Annotated in this window: 24 protein-coding genes; 16 read left to right on the top strand and 8 right to left on the bottom strand. The window is 41.0% G+C overall.

The features are described from left to right. The first annotated feature begins 6 nt into the window (after positions 1–6). From PSPO_RS06705 to PSPO_RS06695, 3 genes are all read left to right on the top strand, one after another. The gene (locus tag PSPO_RS06705; RefSeq protein ID WP_010560206.1) at positions 7–255 is read left to right on the top strand and encodes a hypothetical protein; all 249 of its coding nucleotides are present in this window, start codon (positions 7–9) and stop codon (positions 253–255) included. A gap of 238 nt (positions 256–493) precedes the next feature. Further along, complete coding sequence (locus PSPO_RS06700; protein ID WP_010560207.1) at positions 494–1,438, top strand: LysR family transcriptional regulator; 945 nt, start codon at positions 494–496, stop codon at positions 1,436–1,438. A 136-nt stretch (positions 1,439–1,574) separates the two neighbouring features. Next, complete coding sequence (locus PSPO_RS06695) at positions 1,575–2,027, top strand: hypothetical protein (RefSeq protein WP_010560208.1); 453 nt, start codon at positions 1,575–1,577, stop codon at positions 2,025–2,027. Here the strand turns inward: PSPO_RS06695 and PSPO_RS06690 are convergent. From PSPO_RS06690 to PSPO_RS06675, 4 genes are all read right to left on the bottom strand, one after another. Next, positions 2,019–3,128: an isocitrate/isopropylmalate family dehydrogenase gene (locus tag PSPO_RS06690; protein ID WP_010560209.1), complete on the bottom strand. Its 1,110-nt coding sequence runs from the start codon at positions 3,126–3,128 to the stop codon at positions 2,019–2,021. The two genes, PSPO_RS06695 and PSPO_RS06690, sit on opposite strands and share 9 nt — an antisense overlap. Positions 3,129–3,182: 54 nt before the next feature. Continuing rightward, complete coding sequence (locus PSPO_RS06685) at positions 3,183–4,292, bottom strand: DUF3083 family protein (protein WP_148665231.1); 1,110 nt, start codon at positions 4,290–4,292, stop codon at positions 3,183–3,185. Positions 4,293–4,531: 239 nt separating this feature from the next. Continuing rightward, positions 4,532–7,126, bottom strand: coding sequence for a TonB-dependent receptor (locus tag PSPO_RS06680; RefSeq protein WP_010560211.1), 2,595 nt, complete (start codon positions 7,124–7,126; stop codon positions 4,532–4,534). A 395-nt stretch (positions 7,127–7,521) separates the two neighbouring features. After that, on the bottom strand, positions 7,522–7,917 hold the full coding sequence (locus PSPO_RS06675; RefSeq protein ID WP_010560212.1) for a hypothetical protein: 396 nt from the start codon (positions 7,915–7,917) through the stop codon (positions 7,522–7,524). Between the two features lie 335 nt (positions 7,918–8,252). Here PSPO_RS06675 and ccoN point away from each other — a divergent pair, with 335 nt between their 5' ends. The 12 genes from ccoN to PSPO_RS06615 all read left to right on the top strand — a co-directional run bounded on the left by ccoN (position 8,253) and on the right by PSPO_RS06615 (position 19,213). Beyond that, on the top strand, positions 8,253–9,683 hold the full coding sequence (gene ccoN, locus PSPO_RS06670; RefSeq protein ID WP_010560213.1) for a cytochrome-c oxidase, cbb3-type subunit I: 1,431 nt from the start codon (positions 8,253–8,255) through the stop codon (positions 9,681–9,683). Positions 9,684–9,693: 10 nt separating this feature from the next. Then, positions 9,694–10,344 carry a cytochrome-c oxidase, cbb3-type subunit II gene (gene ccoO / locus PSPO_RS06665; protein WP_010560214.1) on the top strand — a complete coding sequence of 217 codons (651 nt, stop codon included), beginning with the start codon at positions 9,694–9,696 and terminating at the stop codon, positions 10,342–10,344. 6 nt (positions 10,345–10,350) lie between these two features. Beyond that, positions 10,351–10,539, top strand: a complete 189-nt coding sequence (locus tag PSPO_RS06660) for a cbb3-type cytochrome oxidase subunit 3 (protein WP_010560215.1) — start codon at positions 10,351–10,353, stop codon at positions 10,537–10,539. Further along, the gene (gene ccoP / locus PSPO_RS06655; RefSeq protein WP_010560216.1) at positions 10,536–11,483 is read left to right on the top strand and encodes a cytochrome-c oxidase, cbb3-type subunit III; all 948 of its coding nucleotides are present in this window, start codon (positions 10,536–10,538) and stop codon (positions 11,481–11,483) included. The genes PSPO_RS06660 and ccoP overlap by 4 nt, the downstream gene beginning before the upstream one ends. 158 nt (positions 11,484–11,641) lie before the next feature. Next, a complete protein-coding gene (locus tag PSPO_RS06650; RefSeq protein WP_010560217.1) occupies positions 11,642–12,133 on the top strand; it encodes a FixH family protein in 492 nt (163 codons plus the stop codon). Between the two features lie 3 nt (positions 12,134–12,136). Further along, a complete protein-coding gene (locus PSPO_RS06645) occupies positions 12,137–14,506 on the top strand; it encodes a heavy metal translocating P-type ATPase (RefSeq protein ID WP_010560218.1) in 2,370 nt (789 codons plus the stop codon). Positions 14,507–14,520: 14 nt separating this feature from the next. Beyond that, entirely contained in the window at positions 14,521–14,691 is a 171-nt protein-coding gene (ccoS, locus tag PSPO_RS06640) for a cbb3-type cytochrome oxidase assembly protein CcoS (protein WP_010560219.1), read from the top strand. Then, positions 14,681–15,343, top strand: a complete 663-nt coding sequence (locus PSPO_RS06635) for a sulfite exporter TauE/SafE family protein (protein WP_010560220.1) — start codon at positions 14,681–14,683, stop codon at positions 15,341–15,343. The genes ccoS and PSPO_RS06635 overlap by 11 nt, the downstream gene beginning before the upstream one ends. A gap of 47 nt (positions 15,344–15,390) precedes the next feature. Beyond that, the gene (locus PSPO_RS06630) at positions 15,391–16,122 is read left to right on the top strand and encodes an FNR family transcription factor (RefSeq protein WP_010560221.1); all 732 of its coding nucleotides are present in this window, start codon (positions 15,391–15,393) and stop codon (positions 16,120–16,122) included. A gap of 80 nt (positions 16,123–16,202) precedes the next feature. Beyond that, entirely contained in the window at positions 16,203–17,132 is a 930-nt protein-coding gene (uspE, locus tag PSPO_RS06625) for a universal stress protein UspE (RefSeq protein ID WP_010560222.1), read from the top strand. A gap of 58 nt (positions 17,133–17,190) precedes the next feature. Beyond that, positions 17,191–18,093, top strand: coding sequence for a tRNA 2-thiocytidine(32) synthetase TtcA (gene ttcA / locus PSPO_RS06620; protein ID WP_010560223.1), 903 nt, complete (start codon positions 17,191–17,193; stop codon positions 18,091–18,093). 127 nt (positions 18,094–18,220) lie between these two features. Beyond that, positions 18,221–19,213: an ATP-dependent 6-phosphofructokinase gene (locus PSPO_RS06615; RefSeq protein WP_010560224.1), complete on the top strand. Its 993-nt coding sequence runs from the start codon at positions 18,221–18,223 to the stop codon at positions 19,211–19,213. Positions 19,214–19,292: 79 nt separating this feature from the next. Here the strand turns inward: PSPO_RS06615 and PSPO_RS06610 are convergent, their stop codons facing one another. Beyond that, positions 19,293–19,853, bottom strand: coding sequence for a TetR/AcrR family transcriptional regulator (locus PSPO_RS06610; protein WP_010560225.1), 561 nt, complete (start codon positions 19,851–19,853; stop codon positions 19,293–19,295). A gap of 113 nt (positions 19,854–19,966) precedes the next feature. Here PSPO_RS06610 and PSPO_RS06605 point away from each other — a divergent pair, with 113 nt between their 5' ends. Next, on the top strand, positions 19,967–20,902 hold the full coding sequence (locus PSPO_RS06605; RefSeq protein ID WP_010560226.1) for an NAD(P)-dependent alcohol dehydrogenase: 936 nt from the start codon (positions 19,967–19,969) through the stop codon (positions 20,900–20,902). Positions 20,903–21,047: 145 nt separating this feature from the next. Here PSPO_RS06605 and PSPO_RS06600 read toward each other — a convergent pair whose 3' ends face one another. The 3 genes from PSPO_RS06600 to PSPO_RS06590 all read right to left on the bottom strand — a co-directional run bounded on the left by PSPO_RS06600 (position 21,048) and on the right by PSPO_RS06590 (position 24,659). Beyond that, complete coding sequence (locus tag PSPO_RS06600) at positions 21,048–21,872, bottom strand: LytR/AlgR family response regulator transcription factor (RefSeq protein ID WP_010560227.1); 825 nt, start codon at positions 21,870–21,872, stop codon at positions 21,048–21,050. A 2-nt stretch (positions 21,873–21,874) separates the two neighbouring features. After that, complete coding sequence (locus PSPO_RS06595) at positions 21,875–22,939, bottom strand: sensor histidine kinase (protein WP_040641592.1); 1,065 nt, start codon at positions 22,937–22,939, stop codon at positions 21,875–21,877. Positions 22,940–23,102: 163 nt separating this feature from the next. Further along, positions 23,103–24,659 (bottom strand): SulP family inorganic anion transporter, encoded by a 1,557-nt coding sequence (locus PSPO_RS06590; protein ID WP_010560229.1) that lies wholly within the window; start codon positions 24,657–24,659, stop codon positions 23,103–23,105. Between the last annotated feature and the right edge of the window lie 82 nt (positions 24,660–24,741).

Raw genomic sequence — 24,741 nt, 5'->3', positions numbered from 1 at the left:
TGTCTTATGAAAAAATTATTTATTACTGCTGCTGCACTACTTACGTTAACTGCATGTTCAAAAGTGACCTTAGAAAACTACGAAAAAATTAAAGTAGGTCAAGACAAGCAAGAAGTTGAAGCGATCCTTGGCAGCGCATCACAATGTGAAGAAAAAACCATGCACACAGACTGTACTTGGGGCAATGACAGCACAAACATTAAGGTAACCTTTGTAGGCGGTAAAGTAACCCTTTACTCAGAGAAAGGCCTTTAATCGCTTATTGCCGATACCGTAAAAAAGCCGAGCTATCTCGGCTTTTTTTATTTTTAAATAACGCTAAGTTTAACTAATACTAAGCCGTAATTACCGCACAAACATATTTATTATTAAGCTAAGTGCATTCACATCTAACTGTTCTGAATACATATTTTTATGTGCGAGAAGCATCGCATAAATATTCAAATTGGTATAAGTTGTACCTTGATTTAACGCAAAGCTTGTACAGAAACTTATGAATATTCGCAATATTGACCTAAATCTGCTGGTATATTTAAACGTCTTATTAGAAGAACGAAGTGTTTCACGCGCTGCAAACAAGCTTGCTTTAACACAGCCAACGGTCAGTGCTGCATTAAAACGACTACGTGAATATTTCTCTGATCCTTTATTGGTTCGCACCGCAGGTGGCATGCAACCAACTGAAAAAGCATTAGCACTAAAACCGCAGATCAATGAGTTTATTCGCCTCAGTGAATCGATCACCCAATCCGACAGTCAATTTGACCCGGTTACTGCGCAACACACCTTTAAAATTTTAACCAACGATTATATTGAAAGCTGTTTACTGTTTCCGTTTATAGCGAAAACCGCTGAGTGTTATCCGAATATTAGCTACAACATTACGTCCCCTGGCGACAGTTCACTTGGTGAATTGCAAGAAGGCAGTGTTGATATCGCAATTAACCGCTTTAAACAAGCGCCGACGTCATTTCATCAAAAACGATTATGGCGCGATAATTTTAGGGTGATCTGTCATCAGGATAATCCGTTTGCACAAATGCCAAGTCTTGATAGCTATTTAACACAGCCTCATATTTGGGTGAGTCGCAGTGGTATTATCAGTGAAAACCGCATTTCAAAAGATAGTCATCCCAGTAAGCTTGGCGAGCTTGACGAAGCCCTTTGGCAGATGGAAAAAAAGCGTAATATTCAAATTTTTACCCGTCATTTTCAAGCACAAGCGTTAATCACCGGAAGTACAAGTTTACTGCTTACTATTCCTAACCGCTTGGCATTGGCGAGTTTTCAAAACGAACCATTGGTTACCCTGCCATTGCCATTTCAAATGGTGCCGCAAGAAATCAGCATGGTTTGGAGCCCCATAAAGCACTACGATCCTGCGCACACTTGGCTGCGCCAGCAACTGACAGAGTTTGCATCGAGTTTACCGAGTTAAACTTAGGTTTAGCACCGCAATATAGACAACATCTATATCAATAATTGAATTATTCAATTTTTAAATTTTGATTAGGTTAGTTACTCTTTTTGTTAAGGCAAATGCCAATTTATCAACAAAAACGAGGAACATTACAATGAGCTCAGGTCAATTTCATAAACATCAATTCTTATACATCGAAGAAAACTTATTTAACCAGCTAACAGCAACTTACCATTTAGATAATGCAGAATGTCAGGCGCAGTTTATCGAGAATTACATCAAACTATTAAAAGAATTTGGTGGCAAAATCAGAAAAGCGATTACTAAGCCGTGCGAACACACGATTAGCAATGAATCACTCTGTGAACTTGCAAGCGTTACAACACCAAGCATTACGGCTCGCCTGTTGGCTGGTGAAACATTAGAAATTAAAGATAAATACAGCTGTCCCACGCCAACGTTAGTATTTGCAGCTTTTATTGCTGCCGCAGGTAATGCGCAAGTCGTTGATGTTAAGAATATTGATGCAGCGCTGCTGTCGGTATATCAACAATGCGTTGATTACTTGCGACCGCTTTATCAATCACAACTAAAACTATCAGCCTAATGTTAAGGCTAATGTTTCTTGAAATTGCTTAAAGGATATCGTGTTATCCTTTAAGCTTTTTTCCGCCTCAAATAAACCCTTTGTTAGATAGTTAGCCGCTTCTAAACAACCCAAATGATAAAACAGCGAAACAACTGCATTTATCAGTGCAACTGGGGTTATCTCATCACTACCCACTAAACTGTGCAACGGTCCGTGTTTTGGTTCAAAAATACAGATGTCATTGCCAAAATTAGTTTGGCTTACCTTGTTTATTTGCCCTAAACTACCCGTAAAATATTCATTTAAAATGGTCGCTAAATAGTTCGCTGAAATATAAATGGTATCGCCCTGCTCTGTGCGGTTTTGCGTGAAAAACTGCAGCAAAGAGCACACATCAATTGCAATATCATCAACATATTTTGGCAATGAATCATCGTCTGAGTTTTGACTGTAACGCTTGATTGAACTGAGCGCCCAACGCACAACACTGCCCTCAGAAATCGGTAAACTATTGGCATGGTGCACTATAGTAATGTTTTTAATATTGCGCGATTTTGCGAGCTCAGTTGCAGAAGATAGCAACATATCTACGCCACTTTCTGAAATATACTTAAGTGCCATTACACTTTTTTCTGCCAGTGGCACCTTATTGACACCTAGCTCTTCTTTTAAAAATGTCGCAAGTAAATTGCCATCAAATGAATCCGTTTGCCACTCAAGCTTTATCGGTAAATCTTCACTGTTATCGCGCAAAACATAAAGAGAATTACCATTATGTGATACATATCGTGTATACGACGCGCGCAATCCAAGTTCGTGGCGTAGCGCAACATTAAGGGATTTAAAACCATAACCTATCGGTGCGGTAATAGGCCCTATTAATGCGCATTTGTATTGTTCAATTACATTCAATGTTTCTTCAGGAAACCAATCACCTTGATACTGCGCTGCGGCTTTCTCACCGCAAAGTACAGCTTTCCAAATAATTCTACGCTGCTCGCCATAGCACTTTTTAAGCACCTGATCAGCGACGGCACGGGCATAGCTCATTAACTCTGGGCCTACACCATCACCTTCAACATAAGGTACACAAAATTCTTGATTGGACTGGATTGTCATAGTGTGGTTGATTGATTTATTTTCCTACACTATGACAAATATGTAAGCTTAGGTTCAAGCTTTATAACTAAAGTGTTGATAAAACCTTAGTAACATGGCTTTGTCGTGCTCAGCGAGGTGCAACTTTTGGCCAAGTTTATCAATCAATTTAATCACCTTGTTAATGTAGGCAGCATACCCTGCTTTCACTACACAGTTTTCAGGCATGTAAAATACTAAATAGGCGTTACTGTTGATGTAGTCGTCGTCAATTAATTGGATCACTTCATGTTCTGTATTGCCAAAATTTAAACTCACTAGCTCACCGTTTTGATTAGCACTGCCTGAGACTAAGTTTGACTTAACAACCGGGTAGCGATTCGATGCAACATAGGCTAAATGACTGATGCCAGCTTCTTGTGCAAGTTGAATAAGCAAGTGTGATACTTCACCATGTATCTGACTGACATCGTATTCATGATTCAGCACTTTTTCACTCAGTAGCTCACTAAAATTGGCTTTTACCACGATAAAGGCTTTACTGTTGCGCTCTTGCGGCAAGGTTAAACCAGAGCTTTCATAACGTTTTTCAATAACACGAAAACCATGAGCTTTCGATTGGGTAGCCGAAGAGTGCTTTTCAAGTCCGAAACTAATGTGTTGGTGATCTTGTAGTTTAATTGCATCAACAAAGCTAAACGCCGCTTTAATCTCATTTACCAACATCACAACTTTTTGATGAAATAACGCTGCATTTTCACGTAAATTTTCGCCGGTAGCGAAACACACTAAGCGAAAAGAGTGGATTGCGTTTGCATCGTCTGCACATACACCCACCACGCCTTTACTTTTTTCTGGGTTGTAGTAAACGATGTGCTGCTCATTAGTGGTGTTAATTTCATTATCAACACCATAACGTACTCGGATAAACTTGTTTGACGCAATCAAGGCAACAAAATCTATCTCATGGTTTGCGACAATACGTCTTACCTTGTTAAGCAATAACGAAAGTAATTCTTTTGGCGATGGGTTAAGTGTTTTGTCAGATAATTGTGCAACAAGCGCGTCATTTACCGCGATCTCCGCGATCACATACTGATTATCCCTTGAATCAGCCGGTACATAAACGCGATTATCTTGCTGCTTATTACGACTAATTAAACTTCTATTCCTGATGATTCCCATGTGCTTTCAACTCAATTGTGGATTTGCCGAGAGCTTAGGTGGGTTTAATGACAATTAGTTTGCAGTTTAGTGACAGGTAAATTAAATAGACGAGAAATGCATTCTTGAAGTAGTTTACAACGCATTTTATTCGATAATTAATGTCAAATATTACATTTGAATGACATCACAATGATCGTTTTGTGAATAAAAAAGCCGCAGGTTATTAACCTGCGGCTTTATCGCTAATTATTCTTAAATTAGAACTTAACGTTTACACCAGCGAAGAAACGACGACCAAGTACATCGTACGTGTACGGGTCAGTGTTTGAATCGTTGTTACCTGTGTAGTAAGGCGCTTGCTTATCAAATAAGTTGTTTACGCCAGCTTGTAATGACACAGTGTCATTAAGCATGTAAAAACCGCTGATGTCGTGGTAAACCACAGTACCAACACTTGGTACTAAACATTTTGCGTCTGCTTTTTGACATGAGTAGTCATCAACACCATCGATCATACGCGCTTCGTACTGTGCATCCCAGTTGTCGCCAGACACTTTAAGGTTTAAGTTAGTTTTTAGCTCTGCGTAGCTACCTAGACCCGAAGTGATTAGGCCTGCGTAATCTACGCTGCCTGCGCCTGCCGATTCAACTGTGTATTCGTCTAGAATTGTTACATCTAGACCAGTACGCCAAGCTAAACCAAGTGCGTCGAATGTATACTTGAAGTTTACATCGTAACCTTTAGTGTGCTCAGTACCAATGTTTTTAAGTTGGTTGTTAAACGTTACACGACGTGTTTTGTCGTTATATTTAACAGATGCGAACTGACATAGTGCTAAATCGTTATTAACGTTTTGACCTGTCGCATCAAGACATGTTTCAACAATGTATTGCTCGTTTTCACGTGCGATTGCGTTTTCAATTTCGATATCAAAGTAATCAACCGTCATTGAGAAACCGTCTAACCAAGATGGTGCATATACAAAACCAGCTGTTAGTGTGTCAGCTTGTTCTGGTGTTAGGTTTTCGTTACCACCAACCGTTACTTCAGCTTGCTTTTGAGCATATGGTAAATCAATTTGCTCAAATGACGGACCTTGACCTGCATATAGTTCGTTAACTGTTGGTGCACGGAAAGCGGTTGAGCGTACTGCACGAGCCATAAACTCATCATTTACACGCCATGTTAAACCTAGTTTCCACGTTTCGTCAGAACCGAATGTGCTGTAATCGAATGCACGTACTGCTGCACTTAAATCAACCATTTCTGCAAACGGTGCGTCAGCTAGAAGTGGTACTGCTAATTCAACGTAAGCTTCATTTACGTCAAAACGGCCGCCTGTAGGATCAACGCGAGGGTCGTTAGCTAAACCTTGTGATGTAAGTGAATCTGGCACATACCATGCTTTTTCTTCACGGTGCTCGATACCTGCAGCAAAACCTACGTAACCTGCTGGTAATTCCATTACTTCGCCGTTTAAACCAGCTGAAAGAACTAATAACTGGCTACCACCTGAGTTGTTTTCAGTGTAGTTGTAAGGCTTTAAGTTCTCTTTTGACCAGTCGCCTTGATCTAATGGGTTGAATTCTTGCTTGCTGATAGCGTCTTGAATTGAGCCCATGTTTAGTAAGTTTGTAGCGCGGTCAACTGAGTCGTTACGACCGAATACAACTGACGTATCCCAGCCCCAACCGTTATCGAATTCACCGTTTAAGCCAATTACTGCGCGAACTGTATCAACAACTTGCTCGTAACCACGAGGACCAACGTCAGTCATACGACGGCCGTAAGAGATCTCCTCACCATCAACTACACCGTGAGATAATAGTGAATCACCCATTGCGTCAGCATCGTATTTAAAATCAAACCATACTGGCTGTGGTGCCATTTGCTGATCTGACCAACGCTTTGAGTAAGTGAATTCAGTTACTAAACGTGTATCGTCAGTTAGGTCAAAGTTACCAACACCCGTTAGGTTTAAACGACGCATTGGCGTATATAAATAGCTCGCCTGTGAGAAGTTATACGCATCGTTTTCAGTTACATAGTCATGCCAGCTGCCGTCTGCGTTACCTTGAAGATCAGCAGTGTCACCCCATACGCGACCGAACGGTGAGTAAGGAGAACCACCACAGTAGAAGCTACCATTGTCGAAATCTTCTTCGATTGGACAATCAGAGAAATCGCGGTCCGCTTGAGACGCATCGCCACGGTCTGTGTATTGTAAGCCAATTACCACGTTACCGCGGTCAAAGCTTGAACCCATTGTGATATCAAATGATGTTTCGTCTGCATCGCCCTCACCGCTAATCGCGCCGTTAAGGTTCATATCTAGACCTTCGAAATCATCTTTTAAGATAATGTTTACAACACCCGCTACTGCGTCAGTACCGTATACTGCTGAAGCACCATCTTTTAGTACTTCAACCTGTTTGATCATTGACACTGGGATTGTGTTTAAATCAACGGTTGATGCAGCACCTGTACCTGAGTTGATCATACGACGACCATTAACAAGTACTAATGTACGTTGTGCACCTAAACCGCGTAAATCAACACGCGCATTACCACCAGAACCATTGTTTACTGCTGGGTTAGTCATTGCACCGCTTGCAGCAGTCATTTTTTGTAAAACGGCATCAATTGACGCTGCGCCAGAGGCACGAATTTCATCAGCACCAATCACTGTTACCGGGCTTGCTGTTTCCATATCAGTACGTTTGATACGTGAACCTGTTACTTCGATACGTTCTACAGCACTTGCTGACGTTTCTTCAGCTGCTACAGCATTATGAGCAGAGAATAGTGGAACTGCTGCGGCAATCGCTAAGCCCAATTTAGTTTTATTCATAATAAACCTTTATTAGTTGTCTAACCCTTTAGTTGAAAGCACTTCAACTAAGTGAATAACTTGTTGCATTACCCACTTTCAGATACAGATTGTTGTTCCTAAATTGACGCTAGAAACATGGCTTCGGATATAAAACCAGGGAGAAATCTGAAAACGGATGCAGCAAACTAGGCTTGTGAAAATGAATGAAAACTGAATGCGAGTTCAGCTTTTGTTCAAGCATAAAAAACGGCGCTTAGGATGCGCCGTTTGTTACTATTAGATTAACAGAAATAACATCTGTACCGCTTATTTATCAGCATGTTACACACTAATAACGTGCTTTTATTGATACTCGTTTTCGTGCGTTACCAGATGTAATCAATTGTAACCAAGCTACATCTGTAGACGCTCAGTTAAGCATTTGTTACGACAAAGTTGAGAGTTGCTGTTTTTTCACGCTGGCTTGAAACATCACGGTAACGTAGCTGAATTTGCCACACCATTTCGCGCTTGCTACATACCCCAACCATGCCCATGGCGTGATAAGTTGAGTCATCTTTTTGCGAAAAAAATAATGGGATTTTTCCCATATACATATTTACCCCTTCAATATGCGCGTCGATGATGTCAATTTTATTACGCGGGGTAAAAACAATCTCAAACTCGGTTTCTGGTTTGACGGTTTGTTCATTAATTTTGAGCTCAGAAGAGTTTATGTGTTGCTCTTTACTCGGTGCTTTTTGTGAACGACTAAACTCACCACAGCTTGTTAAAATTAGTGCTGTAAAAATGATGGTTAAAATGCGCATTAATTTCTCTTCAATAACGGGCGTTTGTAAGATGGCCGCGAATTTAGACTAAATTTGCACAAAAATAAATCACCCTCACCGAGAATATTTGATTGAAGTCATAATTTTGGGCAAATGCGCTATCTTTTTAAAAGCAAAAATTTTATTATTTCTCATGCAAAAAAAGAGTTTTACTGGGTTTGTTTTCTTGCCAGCTTAATCTTTGACTTTAGTCGTACAAAAAAGTTCGAGTTAGTAAGGTAACGAATTTGGTAAATATTTTAGAGGCCCCATTTCTTTAATTAGAACTGGGAAATTCATTTCTTATTGCAATTTATTGCAGCGGAAACCGGAAAATGAGCCAAACAACAGTAGCATCACAAACAGAATACAACTATAAAGTTGTACGCCAATTCGCCATTATGACGGTGATTTGGGGCATTGTTGGCATGGGTGCCGGGGTTTTCATCGCAGCTCAGCTAGTATGGCCTGCGTTAAACTTTGACATTCCATGGTTAACTTACTCTCGACTTCGTCCGTTACATACGAACGCAGTTATTTTCGCATTTGGTACAAGTGCACTATTTGCAACGTCTTACTACGTTGTACAACGTACCTGTCAAACGCGTTTATTCTCAGACAAGCTTGCAGCATTTACCTTTTGGGGTTGGCAACTTGTTATTGTATTAGCAGCAATTACACTGCCTCTTGGTTTCACAAGTGGTAAAGAGTACGCTGAGCTAGAGTGGCCAATCGACATCCTAATTACGGTTGTTTGGGTTGCTTATGCGGTTGTATTCTTTGGTACCTTAATCAAGCGTAAAGTGTCGCATATTTATGTTGCTAACTGGTTCTATGGTGGTTTCATTATCACTGTTGCTGTTTTACACATTGTAAACAGCATGGCAATTCCAGTTTCCCTAACTAAGTCGTACTCAATCTACGCGGGCGCAGTAGATGCCATGGTGCAATGGTGGTACGGTCACAACGCAGTAGGTTTCCTACTGACAGCTGGTTTCCTAGGTATGATGTACTACTTCGTTCCTAAGCAAGCTGGCCGTCCAGTTTACTCTTACCGTTTATCGGTAGTTCACTTCTGGGCACTAATTTCGCTTTATATTTGGGCAGGTCCTCACCACCTACACTACACTGCTCTACCTGACTGGACTCAGTCTTTAGGTATGGTTATGTCAGTAATTCTATTTGTACCATCATGGGGTGGTATGATTAACGGTATCATGACGCTATCTGGCGCATGGCATAAACTTCGCCACGATCCAATTCTTCGTTTCTTAGTTGTTTCACTATCTTTCTACGGTATGTCAACATTCGAAGGCCCAATGATGGCAATTAAATCTGTAAATGCACTATCTCACTACACTGACTGGACTGTTGGTCACGTACACTCAGGTGCATTAGGTTGGGTTGCAATGGTATCAATCGGTGCGGTTTATCACTTAATCCCTAACCTATTTGGTCAAGCTCGCATGTACAGTACTAAGCTTATCAACACACACTTCTGGTTACACACAGTAGGTGTTGTACTGTACATCGTTGCAATGTGGATTTCAGGTGTAATGCAAGGTCTAATGTGGCGTGCAGTTAACTCTGACGGTACATTAATGTATAGCTTTGTTCAGTCACTTGAAGCATCGTATCCATTCTACTTCATGCGCTTTGTAGGCGGTGTATTCATCGTTGTTGGTATGCTAATTATGTTATACAACGTTGTTAAAACTGTTGCAGCTGAAAAAGGTGCATTGCAAGCTGAAGCTCAGCCTGCTTAAGGAGTAATGTATGAGCCAGAATAATTCACAAAACAAACACGAGATTGTTGAAAAGAACGTTGGCCTAATGGCTATCCTAACGGTTTTCGCAATCAGCTTTGGTGCACTTGTGGAAATTACACCACTAATGTTCCAAGAAGATACGACAAAACCTGTAGATGGCTTACGTCCGCTAACAGCGTTAGAAATGGAAGGTCGTGATATCTACGTGCGTGAAGGTTGTTACAACTGTCACTCACAAATGATCCGCCCATTCCGTGACGAAGTTGAGCGTTACGGCCACTACTCGGTAGCGGGTGAAAGCGTTTGGGATCACCCATTCCAGTGGGGTTCTAAGCGTACTGGTCCAGATCTAGCTCGCGTAGGTGGTCGTTACTCAGACGATTGGCACTATGCTCACTTGGTAAACCCACGTGATGTAGTTCCAGAGTCAAACATGCCAGGTTACCCTTGGTTAGCGACAAACAAAGTTGACACAACGCATACACTTAAGAAATTACAAGTGTTCCGTGACAACTTTGGTATTAGCCAAGAAGCGTATCCAGGTCGTGGTTACGGCAGTGATGAAGAATTACAAGCTGATGTTAAATCTATTGAAGGTAAAACTGAAATGGAAGCGCTTATCGCGTATCTACAGCAGCTTGGTACTCACTTAAAGTAAACCACTATGGATTACGGCACATTCAGAGGCATATTTACTCTGGTATTATTAGTACTTTTTATTGCCATTGTATGGTGGGCTTACAGCAAACGTTCTAAAAAGAACTTTGATGAAGCAGCAAACGCGATTTTCGAAGACGAAAACGTACATAACAATACAGTTGGCGAAAAGGAAAAAAAGGAGTCTGAGAAATGACTACGTTTTGGAGCATTTGGGTTATTGTATTAACCATAGCATGCTTAGCAATCTGCTTCGGACTACTAGTTTGGAACTTAAAGAACTACGTAGGCGTTGAAGAAAATGAAACATGTGGCCACGAATTCGATGGTATCGAAGAGATAAACAACCCACTACCTAAGTGGTGGACAATTATGTTCTTCGCAACCTTCGTATGGGGCGTTGTATACCTTATCCTTTATCCGGGTATGGGTAACTTTAAAGGTGTTTTAGACTGGACGAGTTCAAACCAAGGTGTTTTGAATATCCAAGAGTCGAAAGACGCTGTAATAGCTAACGCAGACAAACGCGTACAGCTTGATAAAGAAATGGAAGCTGCAGAAGAGCGTTTCGGCCCGGTATTCCAGCAATTCGCAAAACAAGATATTAAAGATCTTGCGACTAACGAAGAAGCACTAGAAATCGGTCAACGTTTATTCTCGCAAAACTGTGCACAGTGTCACGGCTCTGATGCACGTGGCGGCCAAGGCTTCCCTAACCTAACGGATAACGATTGGTTATACGGTGGTTCACCTGAAGCTATCAAACAAACACTTCTTCACGGTCGTGTTGCTGCAATGCCTGCGTGGATTGATGCACTTGGTGAAGATGGCGTTAAAGAAATGACAGCTTATGTACTAAGCCTTTCTGGTCGTACTGTTAACCAAAAAGATGCAGCTGCAGGCCAAGCTAAATTTGCAATGTGTGCTGCGTGTCACGGTATGGACGGTAAAGGTAACTACGCGTTTGGTGCACCTAACCTAACAGATAATGTTTGGTTATACGGTGGTTCACAACGCGCGGTTGAAGAAACGCTTCGCAATGGCCGTGCCGGTGTAATGCCAGCGTGGAAAGATATCCTAGGCGAAGATAAAGTACATATCTTAACAGCGTACGTATACAGCTTATCTCAAGATAAGTAATTGATTAGTTAAACTTAACGCGTTATTTAAACTAATTTTAAAATTGCGTTAAGAGTACGAATCTAGATCAAAAAAGCTCCCAATCGGGAGCTTTTTTTTACCCTTTTCACACCACATCAAGTAGAATAACGCCACATTTGATTTAACGATTATTCACTATGTCTACAACCCCTTGGTATAAACAATTTTGGCCTTGGTTTATCATCTTTGTACCAGCGAGTGCCGTTATCGCATGTATTACCCTGCTTTTTTATATGTCTGACAAAGGGCCTTCAATGGTTGTTGACGACTACTACAAAAAAGGCAAAGCAATTAACTTAGAACTCTCTAAGTTTGACCGTGCTAAAGCACTTTACTTGCACGCAGACCTGACCGTTAGTAACGGTGTTGTTACCGTTAATTTCACAAAGGGCGACTCACTTAAGCCAGCAGCACTAAAAGTATCGTTTTATCACACCACATTAAAAGATAAAGACGTTGACTTAATGCTAGCACCTAACGCCAACGGTGCGTATTCAAGCGTTACAGACGAATTGCTTGATGCACGCTACACGGTATTTATTGAACCGATTGGTGGCGAATGGAAATTAAAGGAAAACATAAAACTACCTTACGACAGCGCATTTAAGATTAAGCCAGAATATAAGTAACCTATGTCTAAAAACTGTTTTCATTGCTTAGAGCCTATTCCAGCAGGTATTTCATTAAGCATTACCTTTGAAAATGACGAAAAGCCGATGTGTTGTTTGGGCTGCCAAGCAGTTGCCGAGGCGATTATCGACCAAGGTATGTCGGATTATTACAAATACCGCACCGACAGCGCAGGTAAAGTTCAAGAACTTGTGCCGGAACAGATTAAAATGTTCCAAAGCTACGATGATGAAGATATTCAGTCAGAATTTCTCACCAAGCAAGGTGATATCGCAGAAATCTTGCTGAGTGTCGAAGGCATTAGTTGCGCGGCATGTGCTTGGCTTATTGAAAAACAGTTACTTAATCTAGGTCACGTGGTGCGTGTTGATGTAAATACATCAACCTATCGCGCCATGGTAAAATGGGATCAGTCTAACCTAAAACTCAGTACCATTATTGAGTCATTGGCACGCATTGGTTACCGTGCCTACCCCTTTCAACAAGATCACGAAGAGCAACAAAAGCGACAAACAGCGCAATCCTATGTGCGCAGGTTAGGTGTCGCTGGCCTGATGACCATGCAAGTCATGATGTTCGCTTTTGCCATGTACTTTGGTATGTTCTCAGGAATGGATGAAGGCTTTGAACAATACTTCCGTTGGATCAGCTTAGTGCTTGCCACACCGGTTATTCTCTACTCTGCCCTACCATTTCTTACGTCAGCTATTCGCGGTTTAAAAGCCAAGCAACTGAATATGGACTTACCGGTATCACTTGCTATTTTTGGTGCGTATGGTGCAAGTTGCTGGGCAACCGTGTTTGAAACTGGCGAAGTGTATTTTGAATCTATCTGCATGTTTACCTTCTTATTATTGTTAGGTAAATATCTAGAATTCCGCGCCCGATTAAAAGCCTCTGAGTTTACTGCCAACTTGCAAAAACTGTTACCGCTTACCGCCCGTTTAGTAAATGATGAAGAAGAAATCATTGCGGCAAAACGTCTTAAATTAAACGACAAAGTGATGATCAAAGCAGGTGAAACAATCCCTGCGGATGGTATTTTAATTGACGGTAAAACGTCTGTTGACGAAGCAATGATGACAGGCGAACACGCCGCCGTTGCAAAAACGGTTGGCGACCAAGTTTATGCCGGCACGGTCAATCATGATGGCGTTATTAGCATTGAAGTTAACCAAATTGGGCAAGACACTCTTATCAATCAGATAGTCCGCCTGCAACATCAAGCGCTCACTTCGCGCCCTAAAATCGCAGAAATTACCGATAAAGTGGCGCAATGGTTTGTGGCATGTTTACTTGTATTTGCATCGATTACCGCTTTTTCGTGGTACCACATCGAACCAGAACATGCGTTTTGGGTGACCATCGCAGTACTGGTAGCTACCTGTCCATGTGCTCTGAGTTTAGCTATCCCCACAGCACTTACCTGTGCTGTTGCCAAACTCACCCAGCAAGGAGTACTAATTAAACGCTCCCACGTGCTCGAAACCTTAACTAAGGTTACTGATATTGCGTTTGATAAAACGGGTACGTTAACCGAAGGTAAATTCACCTTACTTGATACCAAATTGTTTGATGACAGCGTGTCATTAGAACAGGTTTACGCGCTGGCAAAAACCTTGGAAACCTATTCAGAGCACCCTATTAGTAAAGCTTTTACCGAATTAGATGTGCCACCTGTCGCAATTAGTGATGTTGAAATTGAAACAGGAAAAGGTATCTCTGCAGAATTCCAACAGCAAACTGTTGCTATCGGTAAAGCAAACTGGCATTGCCAAGTAGCAGATACAACGCACGACGTGTTTTTATACCTAAACGAGCGCGTGATCGCGGGCTTTAAATTGCAGGATAAAATTCGCGACCATGCGGCAGATACCTTAAGTGCACTTAAAGCTAATAATTTACAGCTGCAAGTTTTAACGGGCGACCCTTCACTTGCAGGTAAACAACTAGTATCAAGCTTAGATATTGATCATGTAAAAACAGGTTGTAGCCCAAGCGATAAACAAAAAGAGGTTGAGCAACTTTCGCATCAAGGCAAAATTGTTGCTATGGTCGGTGATGGCGTGAATGACAGCCCGGTATTTAATAGCGCGCATTTATCAATTGCGATGGCATCGGGTGCAGATATATCGAAAAACACCGCCGATGTTGTTTTGCTAAACAGCGAACTTAATGGCATCAGTCGATTATTTAATACCGCTAAATTGACTCGCCGAGTGATAAAGCAAAACCTTGCTATTTCGCTATGTTACAATGGTTCTATATTACCACTTGCGGCAATGGGTATGGTACCGCCATGGGTAGCTGTTATCGGTATGTCGGCAAGTTCACTAATTGTAATCGGTAATTCATTACGTTTACTTAAATAAAGGGGCACGTAACAGTGAGCATTATTTATGTATTAATTCCCATCGCTATTTTGTTGGTAATTGTCGCAATTGGCGTGTTCTTTTGGGCTGTTCGCAGTGAGCAGTTTAATAATCTTGATAAACAAGCACACAGCATATTATTCGAAGACGATAAAGAGCAGCACAACAAAAGTAATGACAACTAGTCACTTAATATCAGCGCTTATTATGGGGTTGTTAGGCAGCGGACACTGCTTAGCAATGTGTGGCGGTGTTGCGTCATCATTAACGCTCGCCGTTAAAGACAAAGCACAAATTAAACGCTATACCCTACTCTATAATTTAGGCCGCGTACTAAGCTATTGCATCGCCGGTGCTCTGGCAGCAGGCATCAGTCAGCAGTTTGCTTCGCAATCAACCTCATTTTCACATGCTTTATCAATATTAAGCGGTGTGTTTATGATTTTGGTTGGACTTTATATTATGCGCCTTACGTTTTCGCTTAATTGGATTGAAAGTGTTGGTAAAGTCGCTATCTGGCAACATTTAGTTAAACTAAACAAACGCTTATTACCGATTAACACAAAATCAAAAGCACTTGCGTATGGTATGTTGTGGGGCTGGTTGCCTTGTGGCTTAGTCTATTCTGCCCTGCTTTTTGCTATATCAACCCAATCAGCAGTGCAAGGTGCTGCCTTTATGTTGTTGTTTGCCATTGGCACGTTACCTGCCATGGTTGGACTGGCATTTGCGGCAGAAAAATTTAAGCAAATACTTAATCATACGATGATGCGTATGGTGTTTGGTAACATCTTCATTTTCTACGGTTTATACCTTTTGATAATTGCGTTACTATAAGGTTTTAGTATAAATTATTCTGGTATTTCCTTTTCTCTAGGTGTGTCATGGAATTGAACAAAAAATCAGTATCGAAAAACTGCGCGATTAAGTGTCAGGATTGTAGTATCAGTCAGCTGTGTATTCCGGTTTCTCTTAACGCGGAAGAAATGGGCAAGTTAGATGACATCATCGAGCGAAAGAAACCGCTTCATAAAGGTGATTACTTATTTGAAGCCGGACAACCACTTCGTTCTATTTACGCCGTGCGTTCAGGCTCGTTTAAATCATATACCTTAACTGAAAGTGGCGAAGAGCAAATCACTGGCTTTCATTTAGCGGGCGACATTGTTGGCTTTGATGGCATTAGCACGATGAGCCATAAAAGCTACGCACAAGCGATGGAAACAGCCATGGTATGTGAAATTCCATTCACTACATTAGATGACCTTTCAGGGAAATTGCCTAAATTACGTCACCAAGTGATGCGTATGATGAGCAATGAGATCAATTACGACCAAGAAATGTTACTGATGCTGAACAAAAAGACAGCTGAAGAGCGCCTAGCTGCGTTTTTAGCGAATCTTTCTACCCGTTTTGGTGAGCGTGGTTTTAGTAAAAAAGAATTCCGTTTAACCATGACCCGTGGTGAAATTGGTAATTACCTTGGCCTAACCGTTGAAACTATCAGCCGTTTATTAAGCCGCTTCCAAAAAGCCGAGATCATCAAAGTTGAAGGTAAGTTCATTACCATTTTAGATGCTGACGAATTATTCAAAGTCGCTTCTATTAAGTCTTGATCTAAAACAAAATAATCTATTAGAAACCTTTCAAATTAGTATAGATCCAGTACACTGAATTTATAATTTGGGAGGTTTTTATGAATACCATCAAAAAAATTCTTGCGGTTATCGACCCAAGTAAAGATAAGCAAATCGCGCTAAACCGCTCATTCGAGTTGGCAAGGAAGTCCGGCGCTCAAATTACTGCCTTTTTGTCTATTTACGACTTTTCATATGAGATGACAACTATGCTCAGTCGTGAAGAGCGCGATGCCATGCGCGACGCGGTTATCAACGACAGAAAAGAATGGATCACATCTTTAATTAACCAGCATGGCGGTGACATAAAAGTGGATTGCCAAGTGGTTTGGCATAACCGCCCTTTCGAATCCATTATTGAAGCGGTGCTAAAGCAAAACTACGACATGGTTGTAAAAGGCACGCACCAGCATGATACGCTTAAATCGGTTATTTTCACGCCGACCGATTGGCATCTAATTCGAAAATGCCCAGTGCCTTTGTTACTTGTAAAAGAGCATGATTGGCCAGCAGGCGGACAAATTTTAGCTGCAGTTAATGCATCAAGCGAAGAAGAAACCCATCAAGCGCTTAACCATACAATTATGAAAGAAGCCGCTTATCTGGCTGATTTAATTGACGGTAATCTTAACCTAGTCAATGCCTATCCAGGTACACCGGTTAATATTGCAATTGAAATTCCAGAATTCGACGCAGGTCAATACGCAGAGTCAGTAAAGGCACACCATGTTGCAACTACCCATAAGCTTGCAGAGCAATATCAAGTCGAGCCAAGTCATTGCTATATTAACGAAGGCTTACCTGAAGATGTACTGCCACAAGTAGCAAACCAATTAGATGCAGAACTGGTTGTCATGGGCACCGTTGGGCGCACTGGCATTAGTGCAGCACTTATTGGTAACACCGCTGAACATGTAATTGATAGTTTAAATTGCGATGTATTAGCCTTAAAACCACAAGGTTATAAAAGCCCTTTAGATAAGTCTTAACCTCGCTAATATTTTCACCTATAATACGCCCCTTTATTTGTTCTAGGGGCGTATTTGTATGTCGCATTCAGCAGAAGCTAAAGCGAAATATAACCTTAATAAGTTACAGAAACGACTTCGTCGTTTTACTGGTCAAGCAATTGCAGACTTCAATATGATTGAAGAAGGCGACCGCATAATGGTGTGCTTATCAGGCGGTAAAGACAGCTATACACTGCTTGATATTTTGCAAAACTTGCAACGCTCTGCGCCGGTTAACTTTGAGCTTTTTGCAATCAACCTAGATCAAAAGCAACCTGGTTTCCCTGAGCATATTTTACCTGAATACCTGGAGTCTCTGGGCATTGAGTTTAAAATCGTAGAAGAAGATACCTACAGCATCGTAAAGGATAAAATTCCTGAAGGTAAAACCACCTGCTCACTGTGCTCACGCTTGCGTCGCGGTATTTTATACCGTACAGCAAAAGAAATGGGCGCAACTAAAATCGCACTCGGTCACCACCGTGATGACATGATTGAAACCATGTTCTTAAATATGTTTTATGGTGGCAAATTGAAAGGTATGCCAGCAAAGCTATTAAGCGATGATGGTCAGCACATGGTTATTCGTCCACTTGCCTACTGTAAAGAAAAAGATATTGTAAAATACGCTGAAGCAAGAGAATTTCCAATTATTCCGTGTAACTTATGTGGTTCGCAAGAAAACTTGCAACGTAAGCACATTAAAGCAATGTTAAATGAATGGGATAAAACTCACCCAGGCCGTGTAGAAACTATTTTTACATCAATGCAAAACGTGGTGCCATCGCATTTAGCGGACCCATCAATCTTTAATTTTGCTGAGTTAAATAAAGATTCGCAGATTGATGAAGGTGATATCGCCCTTGATAAACCTGATGTGCCTGCGGTACCCGTTGGGTTAGAAATTGACGAACAAGACGTGAACGTTATACAACTCTAATCAATTTACTACTTATCTCTTTATAAAAGGAAGCTTCGGCTTTCTTTTTCATATCAAACAACTATTTAATTTAATACTGTTTTTTACTAGTATTGGCTTATCAGCCCTCAATATGGCTCGCGTTACTATGTCTAAAAAAATTGCATTAATTACCTCTGGCGGCGATGCGCCCGGCATGAATGCCGCTATTCGCGCCGTAACACTGCAAGCTGAAAAATATCAGTATCAGGTACTTGGATTTATCGGCGGTTATAACGGGTTAATTGACAATCACTTTATTACCCTTGATTGCCATAAAGTCGACGATATTATTCGTAAAGGTGGTACCATTTTAAAGTCAGCGCGCTGCCCTGAAATGCTTGACAGTAGTGGTCCAAAACGCGTAGTTGACACCTTAGACAGCAATAACATCGACTCATTAATTGTGATTGGTGGTGATGGCAGTTTTAAAGGCTGTTTAGCTATTAGCGAACTGTGGCAAGGTAATATCATTGGTATTCCAGGCACCATAGATAACGATATTAACGGCACAGATCAAACAATCGGGTTTTGGACCGCAGTAGAAACCGCGCTCGACAGCATAGATAAAATTCGCGATACCGCTAACGCGTTTGAGCGTATTTTTATTGTTGAGGTAATGGGCCGAAACTGTGGCTTTTTAGCGGTTGAGTCCGCCATAGGTTCTGGTGCGGAACATATTGTTTGCAAAGAAATTATTGAAGACGAAGTTCAGTTTATTGATAACCTACTCGTCAACATCAATAAAGCCATTTGCAATCATCGAACCGACAGCTACATTATCGTTATGGCGGAAAATTCTCTTAGCTTTAGCGCTCATGACTTGAGTAAGAAAATCGAACGCTATACCGGTGTAGACAGCAAAGCAGCGATTTTAGGGTATATTCAACGCGGCGGCAGTCCGGTTGCGCCTGACAGAGTACTCGCAACTCAGTTAGGTGTCGCGGCGGTTGAAGCAATAAAAGCGAATAAAAGCAATATTATGGTTGGCATGCTAAATAACACCGCCACCGAAACTGCCTTTAGCGCCACCAGTTACAGAAACACGTATAATCAGAAAATTATCAGACGTCTTAACCAGTTGAACTTTAATTTAGATTAAAACCGATTAGCTTTGGCCTACCAAGCCCCTTTCACTGCGCCCAGCAAACACTTTAATTGTTGCTGCGTGACAAAGCTTATTACTTAGTTAAACTGCCACGCACAGCCTCTAGTAAGGTACTTGCGATACGCTCACTCTCAACAGGCATAAATTTACCTGTTACTGAGTAACCTTCAACAAAAGACACAAGCAGTGCTGCTGATGTTTTAAGCGTGCAATCATCACTGCTTAACGGCCTTAACACATCGCATATCACCGTAAACACCGTTTCATAGTAGCGGCGTAAATATTCATTTATATCGTCATTTCGTGTTGAAATCGCCCAATACTCTCTGAATATTCGACACATATCCGATACTTCTCGAGCATAATTAAGCTGAGATGTAATTAACACTTGTAACTGCTCAAAGTTCTCAAGCGGAGTTTGTTGCTTTAACTGTGTTACGCAATCATCAAAATATTGATCTGCTATCGCCTGAAGCAGGACATTTTTGTTGGTGTAATAATATTGCACGTTACTAAGCGAGATACCTGCTGAGGTTGCCACTTTACGCATCGTCAAGCCCATATCACCTTCACTTTTTAATAACTGAGTTGCCACCTGCAATATCTTTTTATTTTTATCGTTTTGTTTAGTCATTACGGGATATCTACTAACGTTAAAATTTTAAATACACCAACTATTGACATTTTAGGTCGACTGACCAAATATAACAATAGGTCGAGTGACCTAATAATTATATAAGGTGAAATATGAAAGGACTTGTCGCTGAAAATAGGCAATTAGTGATTAAACGCGATTTGAACATGCCACTAGTTGGTGAAGGAGAAGTACTAGTTCAAGTTAAAAGCACAACGATTAATTTAATCGATTTAGAGTTTGCGAAAGGTAAGTATGATTTGTTTCTTAAATTGGCAAGAAATAACCACACAGTTAAGACGGGTATCGAGTTTTCAGGTCTAGTGGCAACGGATGGTCACGCATTTAAAAAAGGCGACAGGGTTTTTGGTTACGTCAATCTGCTAAAAAGCGATAAAACTCACCAAGAATTTGTTAGCGTACACGAGCAATACATTGCAAAAATACCCGCGAACTTGTCGTTTTCACACGCAGCGGCCCTACCGCTTGGTGCACTAACAAGTTATGTTGCGCTTAACGAATTAGTTAATCTCACGAGTAACAGCAAAGTGCTTATAATCGGTGCATCAGGCGGACTTGGTGTATATGCAATTCAAATTGCTAAGCGCGCTGGCTCACACGTCACAGCGCTTACAGGTGATAAACATCTGCAATTTTTAAAATCATTTGGCGCCGATGATGTAATCGACTATCACGCGAGCCCTTTAGAATCTTTAAAAGACAAGTACGACGTTGTTTTAGACTTATCCAATACAAAATTATATAAACAAGTTAAGCACTTGCTAGTGAGTGATGGGGTCTTTATACCTGCTGAGCCTAACAAACACTTTTTAAGTTTTGTTATGAATGCATTTAGAAAGCGAAAAACCAAATACTTGTACGTGGATAAAGGTGATAGCGCAAAATTAACACAGATCGCAAATTGGGTCGCGCAAGGGGAAATCCAAACCTGTGTTGATAGTGAGTTTCTATTCGAAGACTACCAAAGTGCTATTTCACGATTTTTACAAAAAGGGCGACGTGGTCGTGTTGTGCTCAATTTCGAATAATTTGGCTATTGGTTATTAGCAATTGAGAAGTGAAACATAAGAAGCGCGATTAAATTGCCACAGTGAAAATTTGGCAACACGCCGTGAATAAAGTATCTGTTGCTCGATATGCGCAACAGATACTGCATGCTAGCGATTTATCAACTTAGCTCGCTAAGGCGGCTTTTACTTTATCGCGGTAGCTGCGGCTTACTTTTAATTCTTGACCGTTTTCTAGTACCAGTAAGTATTCGCCACTTACCTGCGTGACTAGCTTGTTGATTTGCTTGCTATTTACAATAGCGCTACGGTGTACGCGCACAAACTCTTTTGGATCAAGTTCGGCTTCCAGCTCTTTCATGGTTTTGCGTAAAATATGTGTTTTACCATCAGCACAGTGTAAACACATGTAGTCGCCTGCGGCGTCAACCCATTGAATACTGCTCACCTGCACACGAACAATTTCGCCTTGCTCTTTTACCGCAATGGACTCTGGGAAACGGGTTTCTTCTAGTTTATCGCCAGCAGCAAGCTTTTTAAGAATTTCTTCACAGTTGTTACCCGTAATACCCGCAACAAAGCTAGCAAGTTTACGTTTATGGCTTGTATCTTCTTGTGATTTTAAATATGTTTGCACTTTTTCTACCGCCTTCTTCAATCTGTTGTCGTCTACTGGTTTAAGAAGGTAGTCTAATGCGTGAATTTCAAATGCTTTCACTGCGTATTGATCAAATGCAGTAACAAATACAATTGCAGGGATCCCTAACGCCGATTCAGACAGTTGTTTTACAACTTCTAACCCCGACAACCCTGGCATTTGTATATCTAAAAACATTAGATCTACTTGCTGACGTTTACATTCCGCCAACGCTTCTTCACCGTTTTTACAAAGGCCCACTACTTCAATTTGTGGGAAATCTCTTAACCTTATTGATAACCCCTTTCGTGCAAGAGGTTCGTCATCAACAATAAGTGTTTTTATTGTGTTCATGGTTATCCTTTTTCAAACGGTATACGTATATTTACAACAAGACCTTGCGGCTGATTGTTAGATAATACAAATGAATAGTTATGTTCGTAAAGCGTCTTTAAGCGATCTTGCGTATTTGCAAGCCCTACGCCTGAACTTTTCACTAATTCACCCTCACTGATATCCGTACCAGGACCGTTATCGGATACTTCTAATAATAATTCGTTAGCAAACACCTGTGCCTTAATTGCTATCGCCCCACCACTTTCTAAATTGGCAATGGCGTACTTAATTGAGTTTTCAATCAAGGGCTGCAAAATCATACTGGGTACCAGCGCATGTTTTGCTTCTTCGCTTACATCAATTTCTATGCTTAAGCGATCGTCAAAGCGTACTTTTTCAATATCAAGGTATAACCCCAAAACATGTAGTTCTTGTTCAAACGGCACGCGTTTAATGGGATCGGTGTTTAAGGTATAACGTAAAAACTCACTTAACTTAGAGACCATTTGGTTAGCGTTTTTATTCTCTTCTACCAAAATCAACGTCGAAATTGCGTTAAGCGTATTAAATAAGAAATGTGGATTAAGTTGATAACGCAACATTTTTAATTGCGCTTCATGTGCCATGGTATTGGCTTTTAACGCCTTTTGCTTTTCGCCTTGCAGTAGTTGATAGTATTTAATACCAAAATACAAACCACTCCAACACAGCACAATGTAAACTGAATCTAAGCCTTGTTTGAAATAATAAAACCATTCATCAGGGCGATAACCATGGCGATAAATTTCCCACAAGTTAAATTTTTGAATAACTGACCAAGATGTACCGACAATATAGGAGGCGACAAATACCACAAAAATCAAAAATAGCGGCTTGGCATTCCAAATCTTACGATATAAATAACGCAGAGGGATCGTTAACAAGCATCCTGCATAGGCATTTAGCACGATAACAAATACGTAGATGTCGCGCATTTCGAAAACGCGTGAGCCAATATAGTTTACTAAGGCATAACCAACCCAGCCGGCTATTTGTAATACCCAAAAAAACTTTTGTCTGTCTTCTACTAGTCTTTGCCAGTTCAAAATTCTTAAATTCATGTATACTTGGTATCTCTTATTATAAGAATGTGGGCCAGAAAGGCACTGACAGCTACCTTGCTTTCCATGCAACTCATCGCAAGGCAGTTGCAATTTGCCATAAAAAAAGCTGGCAGAAGCCAGCTTTCAATTGTTAAGTGATTATAAATCAACCTAATTTATCAGACGCAACTTTATAGGTTGGATCTTCAATTACGTTAACTTCGACTAAGTCTTTTGCGCGAGACAATAACTTCTGACAGTCTTTAGAAACATGACGTAAATGTAACTTTTTACCTTGCTTAGTGTAACGTTCTGCAAGACTATCAATTGCTTCAATGGCGCTGTGATCGGCAACGCGACTGTGTTTAAACTCAACAATCACATCCGCTGGGTCATTTTTAACATCAAATAGCTCTAAGAAGTTTTTAACTGAGCCAAAGAATACCGGACCGTGCAATTCATATACTTTTGAGCCGTTTTCATCGATGTAAGACGTCGTGTAAATATGTTTTGCGTGTTCCCAAGCAAACACTAACGCAGACACAATAACACCAACACATACCGCTACGGCAAGATCGGTTACTACCGTAACACCCGATACTAACACAATCACAAACGCGTCTGTTTTAGGCACCTTTTTCATAATACGGAAGCTTGACCACTCAAATGTGCCAAGTACTACCATAAACATTACGCCTACAAGTGCTGCAAGCGGGATCATTTCAATTAGGCTGGCTGCAAACAAAATAAACATCAGTAGCATAACTGCCGCTGTAATACCTGAAAGACGTGAGCGACCGCCTGAGTTAATGTTGATCATTGACTGACCAATCATCGCACAGCCCCCCATCGCACCAAAGAAACCGCATGTTACGTTTGCCGCACCTTGGCCAATACATTCTTGGTTTCCGTTGCCTCGTGTTTCAGTAATTTCGTCAATTAAGGTTAGCGTTAATAACGACTCAATTAAACCAATTGCCGCAAGTACTAAAGCATACGGTAAAATAATCCACAGAGTTTCAAGTGTCATAGGTACGTTCGGAATATGAAATTCAGGTAAGCCGCCTGCCATCGTCGCGTTTACGTCACCCGTCATATCTTTTAAGAAATCAACAACAGTACGTGCTTCTAAATCTAAACCAATCACCAAACCAGTTACTACAACAATTGCCGCAAGTGATGAAGGAATTGCAGATGTGAGTTTTGGTAAGAAATGAATAATCGCCATGGTTAACGCAACAAGGCCTGCCATGATAAACATTGGTTCGCCTGTCATCCATTGCATTTCACCATTTGCATCAGGCGCTTTAAATTGCCCTAGCTGCGCTAAGAAAATAACAATAGCCAAACCATTAACAAACCCGAGCATTACAGGGTGCGGCACCATGCGAATAAATTTACCAAGCTTTAGCACACCCGCTAATATCTGCAAAATACCCATCAAGAGTACGGTTGCAAATAAATACTCTACACCGTGGGTGACAACTAGACTCACCATAACAACCGCTAACGCACCCGTTGCACCTGAAATCATACCTGGGCGACCACCAAATACAGCAGTAATTAGACCAACAATAAATGCTGCATACAAGCCAACCAAAGGTTCTACGTGCGCAACAAATGCGAAAGCCACCGCTTCTGGCACAAGGGCTAGTGCGACGGTTAAACCAGACAGAATATCGTTCTTTGCCGATTTAGGGGCTCTAGATAATAAGTTAAACATGGATCTCCCATTGAGTAGCACAACATTGAGCAAAACTTGCTGTAATGCGTTTATTTTAGTCTATTTTGAGGGCGCGAAGTTT

Source organism: Pseudoalteromonas spongiae UST010723-006 (genome assembly GCF_000238255.3).
GTDB classification, from domain to species: Bacteria; Pseudomonadota; Gammaproteobacteria; order Enterobacterales; family Alteromonadaceae; genus Pseudoalteromonas; species Pseudoalteromonas spongiae.
This window is presented reverse-complemented; position numbering and strand designations above follow the sequence as displayed.